Source organism: Acidovorax sp. Leaf73 (genome assembly GCF_916855635.1).
In the GTDB taxonomy this organism is placed as follows: Bacteria; Pseudomonadota; Gammaproteobacteria; order Burkholderiales; family Burkholderiaceae_C; genus Acidovorax; species Acidovorax facilis.
The window spans coordinates 410,887-427,276 of record NZ_CAKASI010000001.1; the positions used below are offsets into that span (position 1 = coordinate 410,887).

Genomic DNA, 16,390 nt, shown 5'->3' on the forward strand with positions numbered 1-16,390 from the left:
TGGAAACCTGTTGTCCGATCGATTCCTCCCCACCATGTCCCAGACTGCTTCTCGTTCGAGAACTGTTTTCCGCGCCTGTGTCGTCAACGCCGTGCGCGGCGGCGAGGCGTTGATGCAGGAATTGGTCAAGGTCACGCAAGGGGCCCTGACGGGTGAGGAGTCTGTCGTCCGCAATATCCAGCAGCGCAATCTGGTCAGTGACAGCCTGCGCTTGCTGAACCAGCATGAAGCTGCGCTGGTCAAGGGTTATCCCATGGCCCTGCTGGAGATTTTTGCCGAAGGTCCCGCTGCCAAAGGCCGCAGTTCTGCCGAGGACACCGGCATGGACTTCGGTGAACTCTCGCTCATGGATGAGAACGAGATGCAGGCGCAGGTGGAGCTGTCCAAGGCGCAGCAATCGGCGTTGCATGCCACTGATGCGGTACTGGCCGAACTCAACACCCTCGTCAGCTCCGCACAGGGCTTGCGTAGTGTGCAACCCGAACGCAACCCACTGCGCCCCGAAAGTTATATCCGCGCGCTCCAGCAAGTGGTGGGAGACACTGGTGTATCGCCCGAAGTGCGCCAGCTGTGGATGCAGCACATGCGCGACCTGTTGGGTAAGCTGCTGGTGGATGAATACAAAAAAACGGCTGCCAGCCTGCGCGAACATGGTGTTCAGCCCGTGGGCTACGCGGTGCTCGGCACGCCCGGCGGCAACGCGGGTCGTGGCGGTGGCTACGGTGGCCCTGGCACCAACACCGGCATGGGTACCGGCTATGGTGGGGGTTACTCCGGCTATGGCAACTCGATGGGCGCGCCCATGGGAGACTATGGCAACACCGGCTATGGCCGTGGCATGGGGCCCTCCACTGGCTGGAGTGGCGATTCCCTGCAATCGCCGATGGCGCCTGCCGCAGAAGAAGCGTTGTTGACGGTGGGCATCCTGCGCCAGATGTTGGCTGGCGGAGATCCTTTTGATCCACGCGCATATGGCGCCATGCCTTCGCAGCCGGTGGCTTTGCAGCCTGCGTGGGGTGTGCCTCCTGTCGGCGGGGTTGTGGCGGGTGCCCAACCCATGCCGCAAGGCGGTGGTTACTACCCTGTGGGTGCAGCGGCCGAGGCCATCGAGGACATGGCCCAGCTCGAACGCTTGGTGGGAAGGCTTGCCAGCGGCAGCCAGGCAGCTTCGCTGTCGGCGCCTTTGACGGGGTGGCGGGGCCCGGGTGTGGCTCCTGTGGTGTACGCGGCTATGCCGATGGAGGCGGCCACCCAATCCCCGGCCATGGCCATTGAGGTGGTTGGCCGCATGATGGAGAACATTGCCCAGGATGCTCGCCTTCTGCCGCCCGTGCAGAAGGCTGTGAAGAGTTTGGAGCCCGCACTCAAACAACTGGTGACACACGATGGGCGTTTTTTCACCGATGGCACCCATCCCGCGCGCCGTTTGCTGGATGAGCTGACGCAACGCAGCCTGGCGTTCACCGCAGAAGCAACGCCGGGGTTTAGCAGTTTCATGCGCTTGGTGCAAGGGGCGGTGGAGCACCTGACTGCCAACGAAATCAAAGATGCAGGGCCTTTTGATACCGTGCTCAAGGCCCTGCAGTCTGCCTGGGAGACTCAGGAGCAGAAGATCAAGGCCCATCAGGAAGCGCAGCAAAAAGCCTTGCTCCAAGCGGAGCAGCGGGAAATGTTGGCCGAAAAGACTGCGGCCGACATCCGCAGGCTGCCTGATCTGGAGAACGTGCCTGCCGACGTGCTCGATTTTGCCGCCGGCCCATGGGCGGATGTGATCGCCTTGGCGCAGGTGCTCAAGGGCGGAGATGGGCAGGATGAGGACCCCGGTGGCTACTTGGCGCTGGTACCTGTGCTGCTATGGAGCGCCCAACCCGACCTGACCCGCCAGGAACCTGAGCGCCTGAACGAGGCCATTCCCGGCCTGCTGGCCAAGCTGCGCAAGGGGCTCAAGACCATCAATTATCCCGCTGTGCAGACCAGCGCCTTCTTGCAGCGTTTGGTGGGGCTGCATCAGTCGGCCTTTGAAAAGCCAGCGCCCGCACCTGTGGCGGCGCCTCAGCCAGAACCCGAGCCGGTGGCCCAAGAAGCAGCCCCTGCTGAAGCGCAAGCCTCCGCTGTGGCCCCCGAGGACAGTGTTCAGGCGCCCGTGGATGCGCCCGATCCCTACGCTGACTTTGTAATTGGCGCGTGGGTCGAGTTGGTCACCAACGGCCGGGTCGTCCGCACGCAACTTACCTGGGCCAGCCCACACGGCACCCTGTTCCTTTTCACCGCACCCGATGCGAGCACGCAATCCATGACCCGGCGGATGCGCGACAAGCTGGCTGCGGACGGCTCCTTGCGGGTGGTTCCGGCAGTGTCCTCCACGGTCCGTGTTCTGGACGCTGTCTCAGCGGGGTCGTCCCGGAAGGTGCCCAGCAGCGCGCCTTCCTCCAAAGTTGCCCCGTTGGGCTCCAAGTCTTCCAAGACACGCTAACTCAGCACCGCGCTTCCCACGCGATTCGCCATCGCTTTGAGCCTTGGCCTCGCGTGCTCCATGCAACAAAGGGCGCTCAATTCACAGATGTACCCTGAAGCGCCAGGGACAGCTCAGGCGCGGAGCAACTTTTTGCGCACCAGGTGAATGTGATTGCGCAGCGCGTACAACTCGTCTGCGTAGGACAACGGTACGCTCACTTTTTCAGCCTGTGCCTCCAGTGTATTGAGGGCCTTGAGCAGCTCGGCGGCGTCAATGTTGCCAGCCTCCATGTCGTTTTCAATCTCACGAAGCCGGCCATACCAGCGGAATACGCGTGAACGCACGCGGAACTGGTACAGCGGCGGCACGACGCGCGACAGCGGGAGCATGATCGCCAGCAAAATGCCCAGTACCAGCCACATGCGCTCAATCAGGTTTGCCATCCAGAACGGCAGGTAGCGTTGCAGCATCGGCACCGGCTCGTTCATGGCCCGGTCGCCTTCTTTGGCAATCGGAAGTTCGCTATTGCGTGAGTTGGGGAACTCGCGGGCCCGGTTGAACCAGCCCGATCCGCCGTGCAGTTTCTGCGCATTCTGCGCAAACAGGGTGAGCAGGGCAGGGTGCGTGGCATCGCGTGCCAGCAGCGAGGTAGTGGATGCCACCAGGCGCACATCCCGCGTGGGCACGTTGGCCGCCAGGTCCACCACGCCGCGCGGCAATGTGACCGGAGTCAGGAACGGAAACCGCCGCGCATAGGCCTCGTGCTGGGCAAAGTCCAGCAAATGCACGCCGGGTGTCTGCAGCAGCATCTGCACCATCAGGGATTCGGGGGCCGAGGCGAACACCAGCGCATCAAGTCTGCCCGCCAGAAATTCCACGGTGGCTGGCGTCTGCTCCAGTCGGGACATCTGCACCGCACCAGGCGCCACCTTGTTGGCGTCGAGCAGGCGCTCCATCAGCTTGGGCACGCCACTACCGTCTGAGCCTACATTGACCCGCCAGCCACGCAACTGCCGCAGGCTGTCGATGCGCGGCGTGTTGTACACACGTTCTGCAGTCTCCGCACGGTAGAACAGCCACACGGGCTCCACAAAGAGACTGCCCAGAGACACCAGCTCGTCGGCATCATCGGGTTGCAGTTCGGCCGTGCCACCCTGCACAAACGCCACATCGGCCTTGCCCTCACGCAACAGCTGCAGGTTGTGCGAAGAGCCATCGCTGGGCAGCAACCGGACTTCGATGCCGTCCACCGCCAACGCCTTCTGGTAGCGCTTGCCAAACTCCTCGTAAGCGCTTTGCGCCGGGCCTGTGGCCAGCGTTACGGTTTTGGGTGGGTTGGGGTTGAGCCACCAGTACGCCAGGACCAGCAGTCCCACCGCCAGAAACGCGAGAGGACCGGCCGACACGATCAGATCGCGCAGAGAAAGCAGGGTATTGCGGAAAGCCTGGGACATGGAATAAGTGCTGAACATGGGGTGGAGCAACCACGAGGCCTCTGCGACCATCCGAGGCCCCGTGGTTGTTCATGTGGCTGTGGCGTACGCCCTCCAGGCACATGGGGCCAGGAGCGACAAGGAGTTCCTGAGATCTATGGCTTGCTGCCGCGCCGCTGGCGCTCGTAAGCCACACATTCCGGAAGGGAGAGCTGGTCGTCCTGATCGGTATCCGCCGCGTCGAAATAGGCCATGCGGCTTTCAACGACTTCCTTGAACGACAGCTTGCCGTCGGTGTCCGTGTCAACGGCTGCAAGTCGTTTCAGGCGGCCTTTGCCCATGCGCGGCACCTGGGCCAGGTCGGAGAGCTGAACATGGCCTGTCGCATCGGGCGAGAGGTTGTGCCAGCCTTGCACGATGTCCTGGTGAAACTCCTCCAGAGACACCTTGCCGTCGTGGTTCAGGTCAGCAGACGAGCAGATCGCCTGGAGCCGGTTGGCGCGCGATGGTGCTGCTGGCTTCTGGGCCGTGGTGGTCACCTTGGGTGGGGATGTGGGGGAAGACACCGGGGCATCCGCCGCCTGCGCGGCGGATGCACATGCCAGAGCGAAGGTGCCTGCCGCTGCTGCACTGCACAGCAAGCGCATGGTGCGCAGAGCGCGTGGGGTTGTGATCGTCATTGGACCCTCCTTACCACCACCAGCGTTGGCTGGGGCTGCGGTTGCAGGGCCAGACCATGGTGTGTGCGCCCTGGCGGACCCGGCCATCCTCCACGTCCAGGCATTTGCCGGTGAGCTGGCTCACGATCTGGCCGCCCCGGGTGGCCCAGCTTTGGCTGCGCGAGCCCGAGCACGACCACAGCACCACCCGTGCGCCATCGCGCGGGTCGCCACGGTCCACGTCCACGCACAGGTCGCGTACCCGGATCTCACCCCCGCGCCCCACAGCAAACCGCTGGGACGCGGTGCCGTTGCATTCATACACCTGCAATGAGGTGCCTGGCTGGAACTTGCCACCCCGCACGTCCAGGCACAGGCGGCCGTCCACGCGGACTTCTCGCCCCCAGTCGCCACCTTGGCCGGGATAGTCCGGGTACTCGGGTCGCCGGTCGTTGTCGTGCCGGTTGTGGTTGGCCAGCAGCGCAAGGCCCGCGATGGCGGCCACCGCGGCCACAGCTGCGCCAGCGTTGGAGCCACTGTTGTTGCCAGAGGCGTAGCTGCGGGTAATCTGGAAGCGGCCGCCACACCCCCCGTTGGTCCACAGTTCCCGGTTCGTCAGGTCATAGCCCCAGGTGCGATTGAAACGGCAAGCCCCTTGTGTCTGTGCGCTCAGGTCCACCTGGGTGGTGTCGTCCGGCAGGCGATAGGACGTGTAGCCACCGTTGGATTGCAGTTCCACGAACTGGTCCTGGGCGATGGCGGCTTGGGTGTTCAGGAGCAAAGGCAGGCACAACAACCAGCTGTGCCGCAGACGGGTTAGGTCTTTCATGAATTCTCCTTGTCGCGATAGATAGGGTGGCAAGACTGGCGCGTGGGGGTCGCAGTGCGCTCCGGGCGTGTTCTGGCGCTTGAGCCCTGCGCGGTGTGGGCATCATATGGGCTCATGGGCCATGGCCCCATGACCATTGTTTACCCCAACTCACCAGCCCAGGGCAAGTACAAACCTTCCGCCGTGGTGATGGACCGCGCCGCGCGTGCCGCGCGCGCCGTGGCGATGGCCGTGGCCTCGGCCGCCATGGTGGCCAGCACCATCATGCCCAGGCTTTTGCCTGCGCGGCCAGTGCCCAGGCTGAAGAGCGTGTCGCCGTCGGACATGGTGTGCACCGGGTTGATGCTGCGCGCCAGGCCGTCGTGGGCGGCCACGGCCAGGCGGTGGGCCTGTACCTTGGTGATGACGGCGTCGGTGGCCACCACGCCGATGGTGGTGTTGGTGCCCGCCAGCAGGGGCTGGGGCGGGTCGCCGCGCAGCAGGGCACGGCGCGTGTCGCGCAGGCGCAGGCCGTCGTCGGTGCGGGCGCCTGCAATCACTTGTGCGGTGTCGGGGTCGATCACGTCACCCAGGGCGTTGCAGGCGATGAGTGCGCCCACCGTCACGCCATCCACCGTGACAGAGGCGGTGCCAATGCCGCCCTTCATCGCGCGCTGGATGCCGAAGATCTTGCCCAGTGCCGCACCCGTGCCCGCACCTACATTGCCCTCGGCCGGGTCGGCGGTGGATGCCGCATCGCACGCCGCGTAGCCCGCCGCAGCGTCGGGGCGAATGTGCATGTCGCCCACCAGCAGGTCAAACAACACGGCAGCAGGCACGATGGGCAGGCGGCCCACGGCCACATCGAAGCCGATATTGCGCTCTTCCAGCCAGCGCACAGCGCCAGTGGCGGCATCCAGCCCCCAGGCGCTGCCCCCGGCCAGCATGATGGCGTGCACCTTGTCCACCAGGTTGGAGGGGTGGAGCAGATCGGTCTCACGGGTGCCGGGTGCTGCGCCCCGTACATCCACACCGGCCACGGCGCCTTCGCGGGTGATGATGACGGTGCAGCCCGTGGGGCGGCGGGTTTCGGTGAAGTGACCGACCTCGATGCCCGCCACGCGGGTGATGCTGCCAGCGCTGCCGGCCAGAACGTGTTGAGAACTCATGGCCGTCGATTATGGTGCCCGGGCGCACCAGCTGGCTTGTGCGACATCAGTCGGCCGGCAGGGGGCTCACGGGGCCTTTTCGATCTGCTTGACGTGGTAAGCGCCATTGACCTGCTCGGCCCGAAAGCGCACCTTGTCACCCGGTTTCAAGTCACCCACCACGCTGGCGTCCGCCACGCGGAACACCATGGTCATGGGCGGCATTTCCAGGTTCTTGATCTCGCCATGCTTCAAGGTGAGGCGCAGTGTGCGCGGGTCCCAGCGGGTGATTTCGCCTTCGCTCAGTTCCGCTTGCGCCGCCGACGGGGCCGGATGGTGGCTGTTGTGGCTATCGGAGGCTGCAGCGGTGGGGGCTTGCGCCAGAGCGGGCCCTGCGTCCAGGAGAAGCAGGCTTGCGACCAGTGGGATGGAAAGGATTTTCATGTTGATGCCTTCTTGTTGTAGCTTTTGAAAACACGGGTGCTGCCGTCGCGCGCCACCAGCAGCACGTCGTACGGGTCACGCCGGTCGCCATACGCAGGGCCGTCCATGCCCGGCGAGCCCACGGGCATGCCAGGCACCGCCAGGCCCAGGGCCTTGGGCTTGTGCTGCAGCAGCGCGCGCACGTCGCTGGCAGGCACATGGCCTTCCACCACATAGCCGCCGACGAGCGCGGTGTGGCACGAGCCCAGCTTTTGCGGCAGGCCCAGCCGTGCGCGCACGGCGTTGTTGCCGGTGGCGTGCACCTTCACGGCAAAGCCGTTGGCTTGCATGTGGTCCACCCAGTCCTGGCAGCAGCCGCAGTTCGGGTCTTTCCACACCTCCAGCGGTGTAGGGGTGTTGGTGGCTGCTCGGGACAGGCCGGGCAGCAGGGCGACGGCTACACCCGCACCCAGCAAAGGCAGTGCGGTGGTGAGCCATTGGCGTCGTGCAGGGTGGGCTGCGGTGGATGCGGAGCGTGGATTGCGTGAGTTGGTCATGGCGTGTCTCTCCTGGCGTTATGGGTTGCGCGGCAGCACAGTGATGGTGCCGGTCATGCCGGCCTGGTAGTGGCCGGGGATCAGGCAGGCAAAGTCAAAACTCCCGGCGCGGTTGAAGTGCCACACGATGTCACCGGTCTTGGCCGCCGCCACGTGGGCCATGTAGGGCTCGTCATGTTCCATGCCGGGGTGCTTTTTCATCATCTCGGCGTGCTGGTTCAGCTCGGCCTTGGTGCCGATCACGATCTCGTGCAACACCTTGCCTTTGTTCTCGGCACGCAGCCGCACGGTGTCGCCCTCACGCACTTCGATGTGATTCGGCGCAAAGCGCATGTCGTCGGTCATGCGGACGGTGATGGTGCGGCGCACGGCCTTGGCGTCGCCTGCGATGCCCCAGTCCTTTTGCTCCTTGACCACCGGGCTGTTCGATGCGGTGTGATGGGCGTTTTCATGGCCAAAAGAGGTGCTAGCGCTTATCCATAAAGCGCAAGCAGCTATCAATTTAATAGTATTCATGGTGTGTGCTGATGGGGAGGTTCAGTGCTGGTGGCCGCTGGCAGCGGGCTTGCGTGCGCTCGCTGCGCCGGGCGCGGTGCCTGGGGTGTCTGCGCGGGCGGGGCGTGGTGTGCTGGCGGGGGCACCCTGCCATTCGTAGGCCACCGTGCCCGCAGGTTGCTTGAAGTCTCCAGGGTCGCGGTAATCGCCCGCAGGCTGGTCGGCGCGCACCTTGAGGGTGGTGAACATACCGCCCATCTCCAACGGGCCAAAGGGGCCGGTGCCGGTCATCATCGGAAAGGTGTTGTCGGGCAGTGGCATCTCCATGGCACCCATGTCGGCCATGCCGCGCTCGCCCATCACCATGTAGTCGGGCACGATCTTCTGGATCTTGCCGACCAGCCCCCGGTGGTCCACCCCGATCATGGTGGGCACGTCGTGCCCCATGGCGCCCATGGTGTGGTGGCTCTTGTGGCAGTGCAGGGCCCAGTCGCCTGGCTCGTCGGCGATGAACTCGACCTGCCGCATCTGGCCCACGGCTACGTCGGTGGTCACCTCGGGCCAGCGCGCACTTTTGGGTACGGGGCCGCCGTCGGTGCCGGTCACTTCGAATTCGTGGCCGTGGATGTGAATCGGGTGGTTCGTCATGGTGAGGTTGCCGATGCGCATGCGCACGCGCTCACCCTGCCGCGCCACCAGCGGGCTGATGGCGGGGAACACGCGGCTGTTCCAGCACCAGATGTTGTGGTCCAGCATGGTGTTGACCTTGGGGGTCATGCTGCCGGGCTCCACGTCAAAAGCGTTGAGCAAAAACGCGTAGTCGCGCTGCACCTTGGCGATGTGCGGGTGCGCAGCCTTCGGGTGGGTGATCCACAGGCCCATCATGCCCATGGCCATCTGCACCATCTCGTCGGCATGCGGGTGGTACATGAAGGTGCCGGGGCGGCGCGCCACAAACTCGTACACAAAGGTTTTGCCCGGCTGGATGGCGGGCTGGGTGAGGCCGCCGACGCCGTCCATGCCGTTGGGCAGGCGCTGGCCGTGCCAGTGGATGGTGGTGTGCTCGGGCAGGCGGTTAGTGACGAAGATGCGCACGCGGTCGCCTTCAACCACCTCGATGGTGGGGCCGGGGCTCTGGCCGTTGTAGCCCCACATGTTGACCATGAAGCCGGGCGCCACCTCACGCACCACGGGCTCGGCCACCAGGTGGAACTCCTTGACGCCTGCGTTCATGCGCCAGGGGGCGGTCCAGCCATTCAAAGTGACCACCGGGTTGTAGGGGCGGCCCGTGGGCGGGTGCAGCGGCGGCGCGGTGTCGGCGCTGGACTGCATGGCGGGCTCGGGCAGCGCGGCCAGGGCCACGCTGCTGACGGAGGCTGCGGCCACTGCCGTGGCGGCGCCGGAGAAGAAATTGCGGCGGTTCATGTCAGTGGCCTTGTGGGGTGGTGGAGGCTGCGGCGCCCGATGCGAGGCCCTGCAGGGCGCCGGGCGATGTGCCAGTGAGTGCGAGCTGCAAATCGGTCTCGGCCAGCCAGAAGTCGCGCTGTGCTTCGATGGCGTTGGCCACGGCCTGGGTGCTGTTGCGCGCTTCGGTCAGCATGTCCCACACACTGGCCAGCATGCCGTTGTAGCGCAGGGTGGTCTCGTCGCTGATGAGCTGGCGCAGGGGTACCACCTCAGCCTGCTGCTGGCGCGCCAGGTCGAGCGCGGTGCGGTAGGTGAGCCAGGCGGCGCGCACCTCGCTGCGGGCGCGCACGGCGGTGTCTTGCAGCTGGGCGGCACTTTGCTCTACCTCGGCTTGGGCGCGGGTGCGTGCTGCGCCGCCCCAGTCGAACAGGGGCAGGGGCAGCTCGATCTCCCAGCCGCGTGTGGTGTCGCGGTGGCCACTTTCGCGCTCGGTGGCGGTGTTGCGGCTGTACGCCAGGCCGATGTCGCCAAACACCGCGCCCGCGCGGCTCCAGCCCTGCCGGGTGGCCTGGGTGTCGAGCTGGCGGCGGGCCGCTTGCACATCGAGCCGTTCGCGCAGCGCGGTGGCTTCGATGCCCTCCGCGGGCAAGGCGCTGGCGGGCAGGGGCGGCAGCTGGTTGGCCAGCTGGTACTGCGTCTGCAGCCCCCACACGCCCATGCGGCGGTTGAGCTGCTCGCGTTCGGTGGCTGCGGCAAGGCGGGCGCGGGCGCGCTGGCGGGTGGCCTCTTGCAGCACGGCCTGCTCGCGGGCCTGCTGCAGGCGGCTCCAGTTGCCCACCTGCACCATGCGGCGGGCCAGTTCGGCACCGGCCTCGGCCGCCTCGACCATGCGGTCGTGGGTGGCGGCTATTTGCTCCGCGGCCACGGCACGCAGCCAGGCGCGGCGGGTGTCGGCAGCAAGCGTCACCACGTCCTGCGCGGCTTGCAGCGTCGCGATCTGCAGGCGCTCGGCCTGGCGCGCGGTGCGCCAGGGCAGGGTGATGAGGTCAATCAGGCTGAAGGCCAGGGTGCGCTCGATTTCGCGCTCGTGGCTGTTGGTGAATCTCCCCAGTGCAAGGTGCGGGTTGGGCAGGGTGATGGCCTGCACGCGCTCAGCGTCGGCCACGCCCAGTGCGGCCAGGCGGGCTTGCAGGCCGGGGTTGTTGAGCAGAGCAATGCGCACGGCAGCGTCTTGTGTCAAGGGCTGTGCCAGCCAGCCTTCGACGGATTTTTCTGCAGAGGCGCGGGCGGCAGGGTCCGCTGCAGGCAGGCTCGCTTGCACGCCCCCGGTGCGGCCCGCAGCGAGATTGGCGACGTCACCGCGCAGGCCATCGGGCGAGACACTGGCGCAACCGGCCAGTACGGCTGCAGCGGCCAGCAGGCAAAGGCGCGGAGACAGGCGTGGGGAAAGGTGTGGAGAAATGTGCGGCATTTGGGCGGGGAGGTTCATGGCTTGCCTCCCGGTGCGTGGTGGCGTTGGTGCATCGGCGTGGGTGAAGCGGACTGGCCGTTGCTGCTGCTGCTGCCGTGGTGCCCTTGGTGGTGACGGTGGGGGCTTTTGTGCCCTTCGACGGTGGACGTGGGTGTGGCGGGCTGGGCGCTCTGCCGAGCCTCCCAGGCGACGATGTCGGCATGCCCCCTGGGAAAGGCAGCCACCGCCTCGTGCGCCTCGCGCCATGACCGGGGCGATGGGGGCGCGCTGGGCAATGGGGGTTGTGGGACGAGGGCGGGGTGGGCCAGTGGAGCCGTCGAGGCACCAACATGGGCAGCGTCGGCAGCCGGTGCCAGAGGATGGCTGGGTGTGGGAGCAAGGCCCTGGGCCAGCGAAAGCAGCGGTGCCAGCAGCACAAGGCAGACGGTTCGCGGGGGCGATGAAGCGGGATACGGAAATGAAGCAGGCGCGCGCATGGCGATCTCCAGACAACGGACGAAAAAGGTGTTGCGCTACCGCCCGGGCCACCCTGTTTCAGGGGGGCTCAGGCTGTGGCAGACGCACTTCGGGCGTTGGAGATCAGGCGATGGGTGGTTTGATGGTCAGTGCGGGAGGCGCACTGTCAAACCGTGCAGACGCCGTGGGCAGCGCGGTGCCCGGGCGGCGGAGAGCGCAGGACGCTGCCGGGGCGGCGTCGAGCATTGCCGAATGGCAGATTTCGCAGGCGGAACATGCGGCAGAGTGGTGATCGTGTGCAGCACATCCCACCAGTTCACCATCACACGCGGATGCCGCAGCAGCATGCACGGCATGGTCATCGTGATGGGCGATGGTGTGACTGCCTTCCTGCATTTCTGCAGCCACGGCCTCTGTGGCCTGGTCAGTCCTGTGCTCTTGTGAGGTAGGGTATGCCGCTTCGGCTGCCACCACGTGGCTGTGCTCCTGCGCATGCGGCGCGCTAGCAGGAAGCAGGGGCGGCAAGACCCCGGCGGCCATGGCGGTGCCGGTAAGTCCCCGCAGGACCAGCACCACCATCAACACGAAATAGAGGCCGCGACGCATGTCCCAATGATACGGCGGCACGCCCCAAGGTTCCCAAAAGGTTACATCTCCGGCCCCCGGCCCCCGGCCCCCGGCCCTTGGGGCGGCCACCAGGCACTGCGGGCAAATGGGGGTGCAGATGTAGGGCGGTTCGGCTTACGATGTAACAATGCGTTCGGTGCATCTCCTGGCCCTGCGGTGCCTGGAATGACTGTGCAAGACGAAAGGTCGGTATGCCTTCCTGGCTGGTGGGAACCTGGAGTACGTTGTCTGCGCGAATCCGCTGGCTGGTTCTGGTGGCGACCCTGCCCGCCGTGCTGCTGGCGGTTTACCAGGCACGGTCGCACCGCATGGACGCCATCGCCGCCGCAGAGAACCAGGCTTTGGGCACGCTGCGGGCCGTGGCAGCCAGCCAGCAGCGCCTGATTCAGAACACCCGCGATTTTCTGCAGAAGCTTGCTGCCATGCCCTCGGTGCACCGGCCGGCGGAACCCGAGTGTGGAAGGTACCTGGCCGAGGTGCTGTCGCTCAACGCCACTTACGTCAACATTGGTGTGCCACAGGCCAGTGGCGATCTGCTGTGCAATGCCCGCCCGTTGAAGGCGCCCGTGAACGTGGCGAACCGGCCCTATTTCCAGCACGCCATCACCGCCCGGGAGTTCTCGGTGGGGGCTTTTCAGATCGACCGGGCTGCCCAGGTTGCGAGCGTCAATTTTGCGGTGCCTGTGGTCCCGCCGGGCAGCCAGGAGGTGGTGGGCGCTGCAGTGGCCGTGGTGTCGCTGGAGTGGTGGAGCCTGCGGCTTGCCGATCTGGGCCTGCCACCCGGCGCCGTGGCGCGTGTGACCGACGCCGATGGGCGCGTGGTGGCGCGTTTTCCGCCCGATGGGGCCGAACTCGGAACCCAGTTGGCCGATGCAGATTTCAGCGCGGCGCTGCAGCGCTCTGCCGAAGGGGTGCTTCAGCGCAGCAATGCGGCCGGGTCACACCAGTTGATGGTGTTTCAGCCGCTCATAGAGTCGGGTGGAAAAACGGTTGCCACCATGAGTCTGGCTGTGCCACTGGACCAGCTCTACGCCACTGCCAACCGCAACATGTGGACCGAGGTGGCCTTCTTGCTGGCTGGCCTTGCGCTGTCTTTCCTGCTGGCCCAGCAGGGCGTGCGGCGGGGCGTGATGAAACCATTGCGGCGCCTGTTGGACGCCACCGACGAACTGGCCCAGGGCCGTTATGCCCCCCAGCCCCTCGCCACCGGCCTGGCAGAGTTGACCGAGTTGGGTCAGCGTTTTGACCGCATGGCGCTTACGCGCCAGAGCGCCGAGGCCCAGTTGCGCCAGAGTGAGGAAAACCTGTCCATCACGCTGCATTCCATTGGTGATGGGGTGGTGGCCACGGATGCGCAGGGCCATATCACACGCATGAATGCAGTGGCCGAACGCCTGACAGGCTGGCCGTTGCCCGAGGCACTGGGCAAGCCGCTGACGGACGTGTTTCGCATCGTCAATGCCAGCACGCGGGAGCCGGTGGTCGATCCGGTGCGGATGGTGGTGGCCAAGGGCGAGGTGGTGGGGCTGAGCAACCACACGACCTTGCTCGCGCGGGACGGTGCCGAATATCAGATTGCGGACAGCGCTGCGCCCATTCGCAATGCGCAGGGGCAGATTGTCGGTGTCGTGCTGGTGTTCAGCGACGTGACCGAGGCCTACCGCGTGCGCAAGCAACTGGAAGACAACGAAGCGCGCTTTCGCACCCTGACCATCTTGTCGTCTGACTGGTACTGGGAACAGGACGCCCAGTTCCGCCTGACCCATGTGGACGGAAGCGACAAAGACCGTCTGCTGCAGGAGGCGGCCGCGTACATGGGCAAGACGCGCTGGGAGTTGGCAGGCCCTGGGGTGAGCGAAGCCCGCTGGCAGGAGCACCGCGAGCTGCTGGAACGCCATCAGGAGTTCCGCGATTTCGAGTTCCAGCGGAAAGACCTTTCGGGCCAGCTGCACTGGCTTTCGGTGAGCGGCACACCCATTTTTGACGTGAACGGAACATTTTGCGGCTACCGGGGCGTGGGCAAGGACATCACGGCGCGCAAGCGCGATGAAAACGAACTGCGCATTGCGGCCATTGCGTTTGAGTCGCAGGAGGGCATGATCGTCACCGACCGAGAGACCGTCATCCTGCGCACGAACAGGGCCTTCACCAAAATTACGGGCTACAGCGCGGAAGATGCAGTGGGCAAGCGTTCCAGCCTTCTCGCTTCGGGCCACCATGACAAGGCCTTTTTCGACGCCATGTGGGGCAGCCTCTCGGACACCGGTGAATGGAAAGGCGAAATCTGGAACCGCTGCAAAAGCGGGGCGGTCAACCTCCACTTCATGGGCATCACAGCCGTCACGGACGATGGGGGCGAAGTCACCCACTATGTCGGCACGCTCAGCGATATCACCCAGCGTGCCCAGGCCGCGCGCGAGATCGAGCATCTGGCCTTTTATGACCCGCTGACACACCTGCCCAACCGCCGCCTCATGCTGGACCGTCTGCAGCAGGCGTTTGCCACCAGTGCGCGCACCGGCCTGCATGGCGCGCTGTTGTGCCTCGATCTGGACCACTTCAAGACCCTGAACGACACACTGGGCCATGACATGGGCGATGTCTTGCTGCAGCAGGTTGCGCAGCGTCTGGCGGGATGTGTGCGCGAAGGCGACACCGTGGCCCGCCTGGGCGGCGATGAGTTTTTGGTGCTGCTGGAAGACCTGGATGCGCTTGCCACCGACGCGGCTGAGCAGGCACAGAATGTGTCCGAGAAAATACTTGCCGCCCTGAACCAGCCTTACCAGCTTGCCTTGCACCATGTGCACAGCACGACCAGTGTGGGAACCGTGCTGTTCAGCGGCCAAAGCCAAACGGTGGAAGACGTCGTCAAACACGCCGACCTGGCCATGTACGCCGCAAAAACAGCGGGGCGCAACGCGATCCGGTTCTTTGATCCGATGATGCAGGCGGCGGTCTCTGCCCGCGCTGCACTGGAAAACGACCTGCGCACTGCGTTGGCTGCCGGGCAGTTTTTGCTGCACTACCAGATCCAGGTGGGCTGTGGTGTACGCCCTGTCGGGGCCGAGGCGCTGATCCGCTGGCAACACCCGGAGCGCGGCATGGTCCCCCCTTATGAGTTCATCCCTTTGGCCGAAGAAACGGGGCTCATACTGCCCATAGGCCTGTGGGTGTTGCAGACCGCGTGTGCTCAGTTGCGCCGCTGGCAGGGCAACCCCGCCACGGAACAGCTGCAGTTGTCCGTGAACGTGAGCGCGCGGCAGTTCCGACAGCCCGATTTCATGGAGCAGATTCGCACCGTGTTGCTGCAAACCGGTGCGCGGCCCGACCGTCTGAAGCTGGAACTGACGGAAAGCCTGGCGCTGGACAACGTGGACGACACCATCGCGAAGATGAACGCATTGCGCGCCCTGGGTCTGCGGTTTTCTCTGGACGACTTTGGCACGGGGCAGTCATCGCTGTCCTACCTCACGCGTCTGCCGCTGGACCAGCTCAAGATCGACCAGAGCTTTGTGCGCAACATCGGCATTCAGCACACCGATGCGCTGATCGTGCAGACCATCATCGGCATGGCGCAGAGCCTGGGAATCGACGTGATCGCCGAAGGCGTGGAGACGGACGCGCAGCGGGCGTTTCTGGAAAAGCACGGCTGCACGCTCTTTCAGGGTTACCTGTTCAGCCGCCCGGTGCCTATCGGGGTGCTGGAGCAGTACCTGCAGGCACGTGCAGCCTCTGTTTGAGTTCTGGTCCGTGTGTTCTGGCCCGGCTTACACCGCCATGTAACGCCCTGGCCGATGGTTCATCGCCAGGACCAGGTTGAGCGCCACGGCCCCTGCAATGGACCAGGCAACGCGCAGGGGTTCCACCGTCCACAGCGCCAGCAGCACGATGCAGCAGTCCACCGCCATCTGGACCTTGCCGGCGCGCCATCCGTACCGGTCCTGCAGGTACAGCGCGGCAATGCCCACGCCCCCCAGGCTGCAACGGTGGCGAAACAGCACCAGAAACCCTGTGCCCGTGATCAACCCACCTGCCACTGCCGCATACAGCGGCTGCAACTGCGCAAACTCCAGAAATTGAGTCTGCAGTTCGGTCAGCAGCGACAACAGCAGCACGGCAATAAACGTCTTGACCGTAAATGCGCGTCCCAGCTTGCGCAGGGCCAGCCAGTAAAAGGGCAGGTTCAGCACAAAGAAAATCTTGCCAAAGCCGATACCCGTGGCGTAGTGCAACAGGAACGCAAGGCCTGCGGTTCCCCCGGTCAGCAGGCCTGCGCTGGTGAAAAAAGCAACCCCTACGGAAATGAGCAGCACGCCGGTGAAGATGGCCACAGCATCTTCCGTGAGGGTGTGCGGCACCACCACAGGAGCGGCCACTTGCGCAGGGTTTGGCAGGGAAGGGGCGTGGGGTGCAGGCGGGTTGGACATGGTGAGCCAGGCGGGCAGGGCGGC

Annotated in this window: 14 protein-coding genes; 2 read left to right on the top strand and 12 right to left on the bottom strand. The window is 65.4% G+C overall.

Annotation, left to right across the window (positions count from 1 at the left end; all coding sequences use genetic code 11):
* Nucleotides 1-34 precede the first annotated feature (34 nt).
* Nucleotides 35-2,473 (top strand): DUF1631 family protein, encoded by a 2,439-nt coding sequence (locus LPA35_RS02020; RefSeq protein WP_228894725.1) that lies wholly within the window; start codon nucleotides 35-37, stop codon nucleotides 2,471-2,473.
* A 113-nt stretch (nucleotides 2,474-2,586) separates the two neighbouring features.
* Here LPA35_RS02020 and LPA35_RS02025 read toward each other — a convergent pair whose 3' ends face one another.
* The 11 genes from LPA35_RS02025 to LPA35_RS02075 all read right to left on the bottom strand — a co-directional run bounded on the left by LPA35_RS02025 (nucleotide 2,587) and on the right by LPA35_RS02075 (nucleotide 11,918).
* Complete coding sequence (locus LPA35_RS02025) at nucleotides 2,587-3,909, bottom strand: TAXI family TRAP transporter solute-binding subunit (protein ID WP_228894728.1); 1,323 nt, start codon at nucleotides 3,907-3,909, stop codon at nucleotides 2,587-2,589.
* 134 nt (nucleotides 3,910-4,043) lie between these two features.
* Complete coding sequence (locus tag LPA35_RS02030) at nucleotides 4,044-4,568, bottom strand: EF-hand domain-containing protein (protein WP_228894730.1); 525 nt, start codon at nucleotides 4,566-4,568, stop codon at nucleotides 4,044-4,046.
* Between the two features lie 10 nt (nucleotides 4,569-4,578).
* The gene (locus LPA35_RS02035) at nucleotides 4,579-5,376 is read right to left on the bottom strand and encodes a lectin (RefSeq protein WP_228894733.1); all 798 of its coding nucleotides are present in this window, start codon (nucleotides 5,374-5,376) and stop codon (nucleotides 4,579-4,581) included.
* Nucleotides 5,377-5,516: 140 nt separating this feature from the next.
* Complete coding sequence (locus LPA35_RS02040; RefSeq protein WP_055400754.1) at nucleotides 5,517-6,524, bottom strand: P1 family peptidase; 1,008 nt, start codon at nucleotides 6,522-6,524, stop codon at nucleotides 5,517-5,519.
* 66 nt (nucleotides 6,525-6,590) lie between these two features.
* Nucleotides 6,591-6,947 (bottom strand): copper-binding protein, encoded by a 357-nt coding sequence (locus tag LPA35_RS02045; RefSeq protein ID WP_228894737.1) that lies wholly within the window; start codon nucleotides 6,945-6,947, stop codon nucleotides 6,591-6,593.
* Complete coding sequence (locus tag LPA35_RS02050) at nucleotides 6,944-7,483, bottom strand: DUF411 domain-containing protein (RefSeq protein WP_228894738.1); 540 nt, start codon at nucleotides 7,481-7,483, stop codon at nucleotides 6,944-6,946. Before LPA35_RS02050 ends, LPA35_RS02045 begins: the two co-directional genes overlap by 4 nt.
* An 18-nt stretch (nucleotides 7,484-7,501) precedes the next feature.
* The gene (locus LPA35_RS02055) at nucleotides 7,502-7,999 is read right to left on the bottom strand and encodes a plastocyanin/azurin family copper-binding protein (protein ID WP_176885612.1); all 498 of its coding nucleotides are present in this window, start codon (nucleotides 7,997-7,999) and stop codon (nucleotides 7,502-7,504) included.
* Nucleotides 8,000-8,020: 21 nt separating this feature from the next.
* Entirely contained in the window at nucleotides 8,021-9,403 is a 1,383-nt protein-coding gene (locus tag LPA35_RS02060; RefSeq protein ID WP_228894739.1) for a multicopper oxidase family protein, read from the bottom strand.
* Between the two features lies 1 nt (nucleotide 9,404).
* The gene (locus LPA35_RS02065; RefSeq protein WP_228895922.1) at nucleotides 9,405-10,856 is read right to left on the bottom strand and encodes a TolC family protein; all 1,452 of its coding nucleotides are present in this window, start codon (nucleotides 10,854-10,856) and stop codon (nucleotides 9,405-9,407) included.
* 14 nt (nucleotides 10,857-10,870) lie between these two features.
* Nucleotides 10,871-11,332, bottom strand: a complete 462-nt coding sequence (locus tag LPA35_RS02070) for a hypothetical protein (protein ID WP_228894747.1) — start codon at nucleotides 11,330-11,332, stop codon at nucleotides 10,871-10,873.
* A 103-nt stretch (nucleotides 11,333-11,435) separates the two neighbouring features.
* The gene (locus LPA35_RS02075; protein WP_228894749.1) at nucleotides 11,436-11,918 is read right to left on the bottom strand and encodes a hypothetical protein; all 483 of its coding nucleotides are present in this window, start codon (nucleotides 11,916-11,918) and stop codon (nucleotides 11,436-11,438) included.
* Nucleotides 11,919-12,130: 212 nt separating this feature from the next.
* On the opposite strand from LPA35_RS02075, the gene LPA35_RS02080 reads away from it, so the two are divergent.
* Nucleotides 12,131-15,679, top strand: a complete 3,549-nt coding sequence (locus LPA35_RS02080) for an EAL domain-containing protein (protein ID WP_228894751.1) — start codon at nucleotides 12,131-12,133, stop codon at nucleotides 15,677-15,679.
* Between the two features lie 27 nt (nucleotides 15,680-15,706).
* Here LPA35_RS02080 and LPA35_RS02085 read toward each other — a convergent pair whose 3' ends face one another.
* Nucleotides 15,707-16,366: a YitT family protein gene (locus LPA35_RS02085; RefSeq protein WP_228894753.1), complete on the bottom strand. Its 660-nt coding sequence runs from the start codon at nucleotides 16,364-16,366 to the stop codon at nucleotides 15,707-15,709.
* Nucleotides 16,367-16,390: the final 24 nt, after the last annotated feature.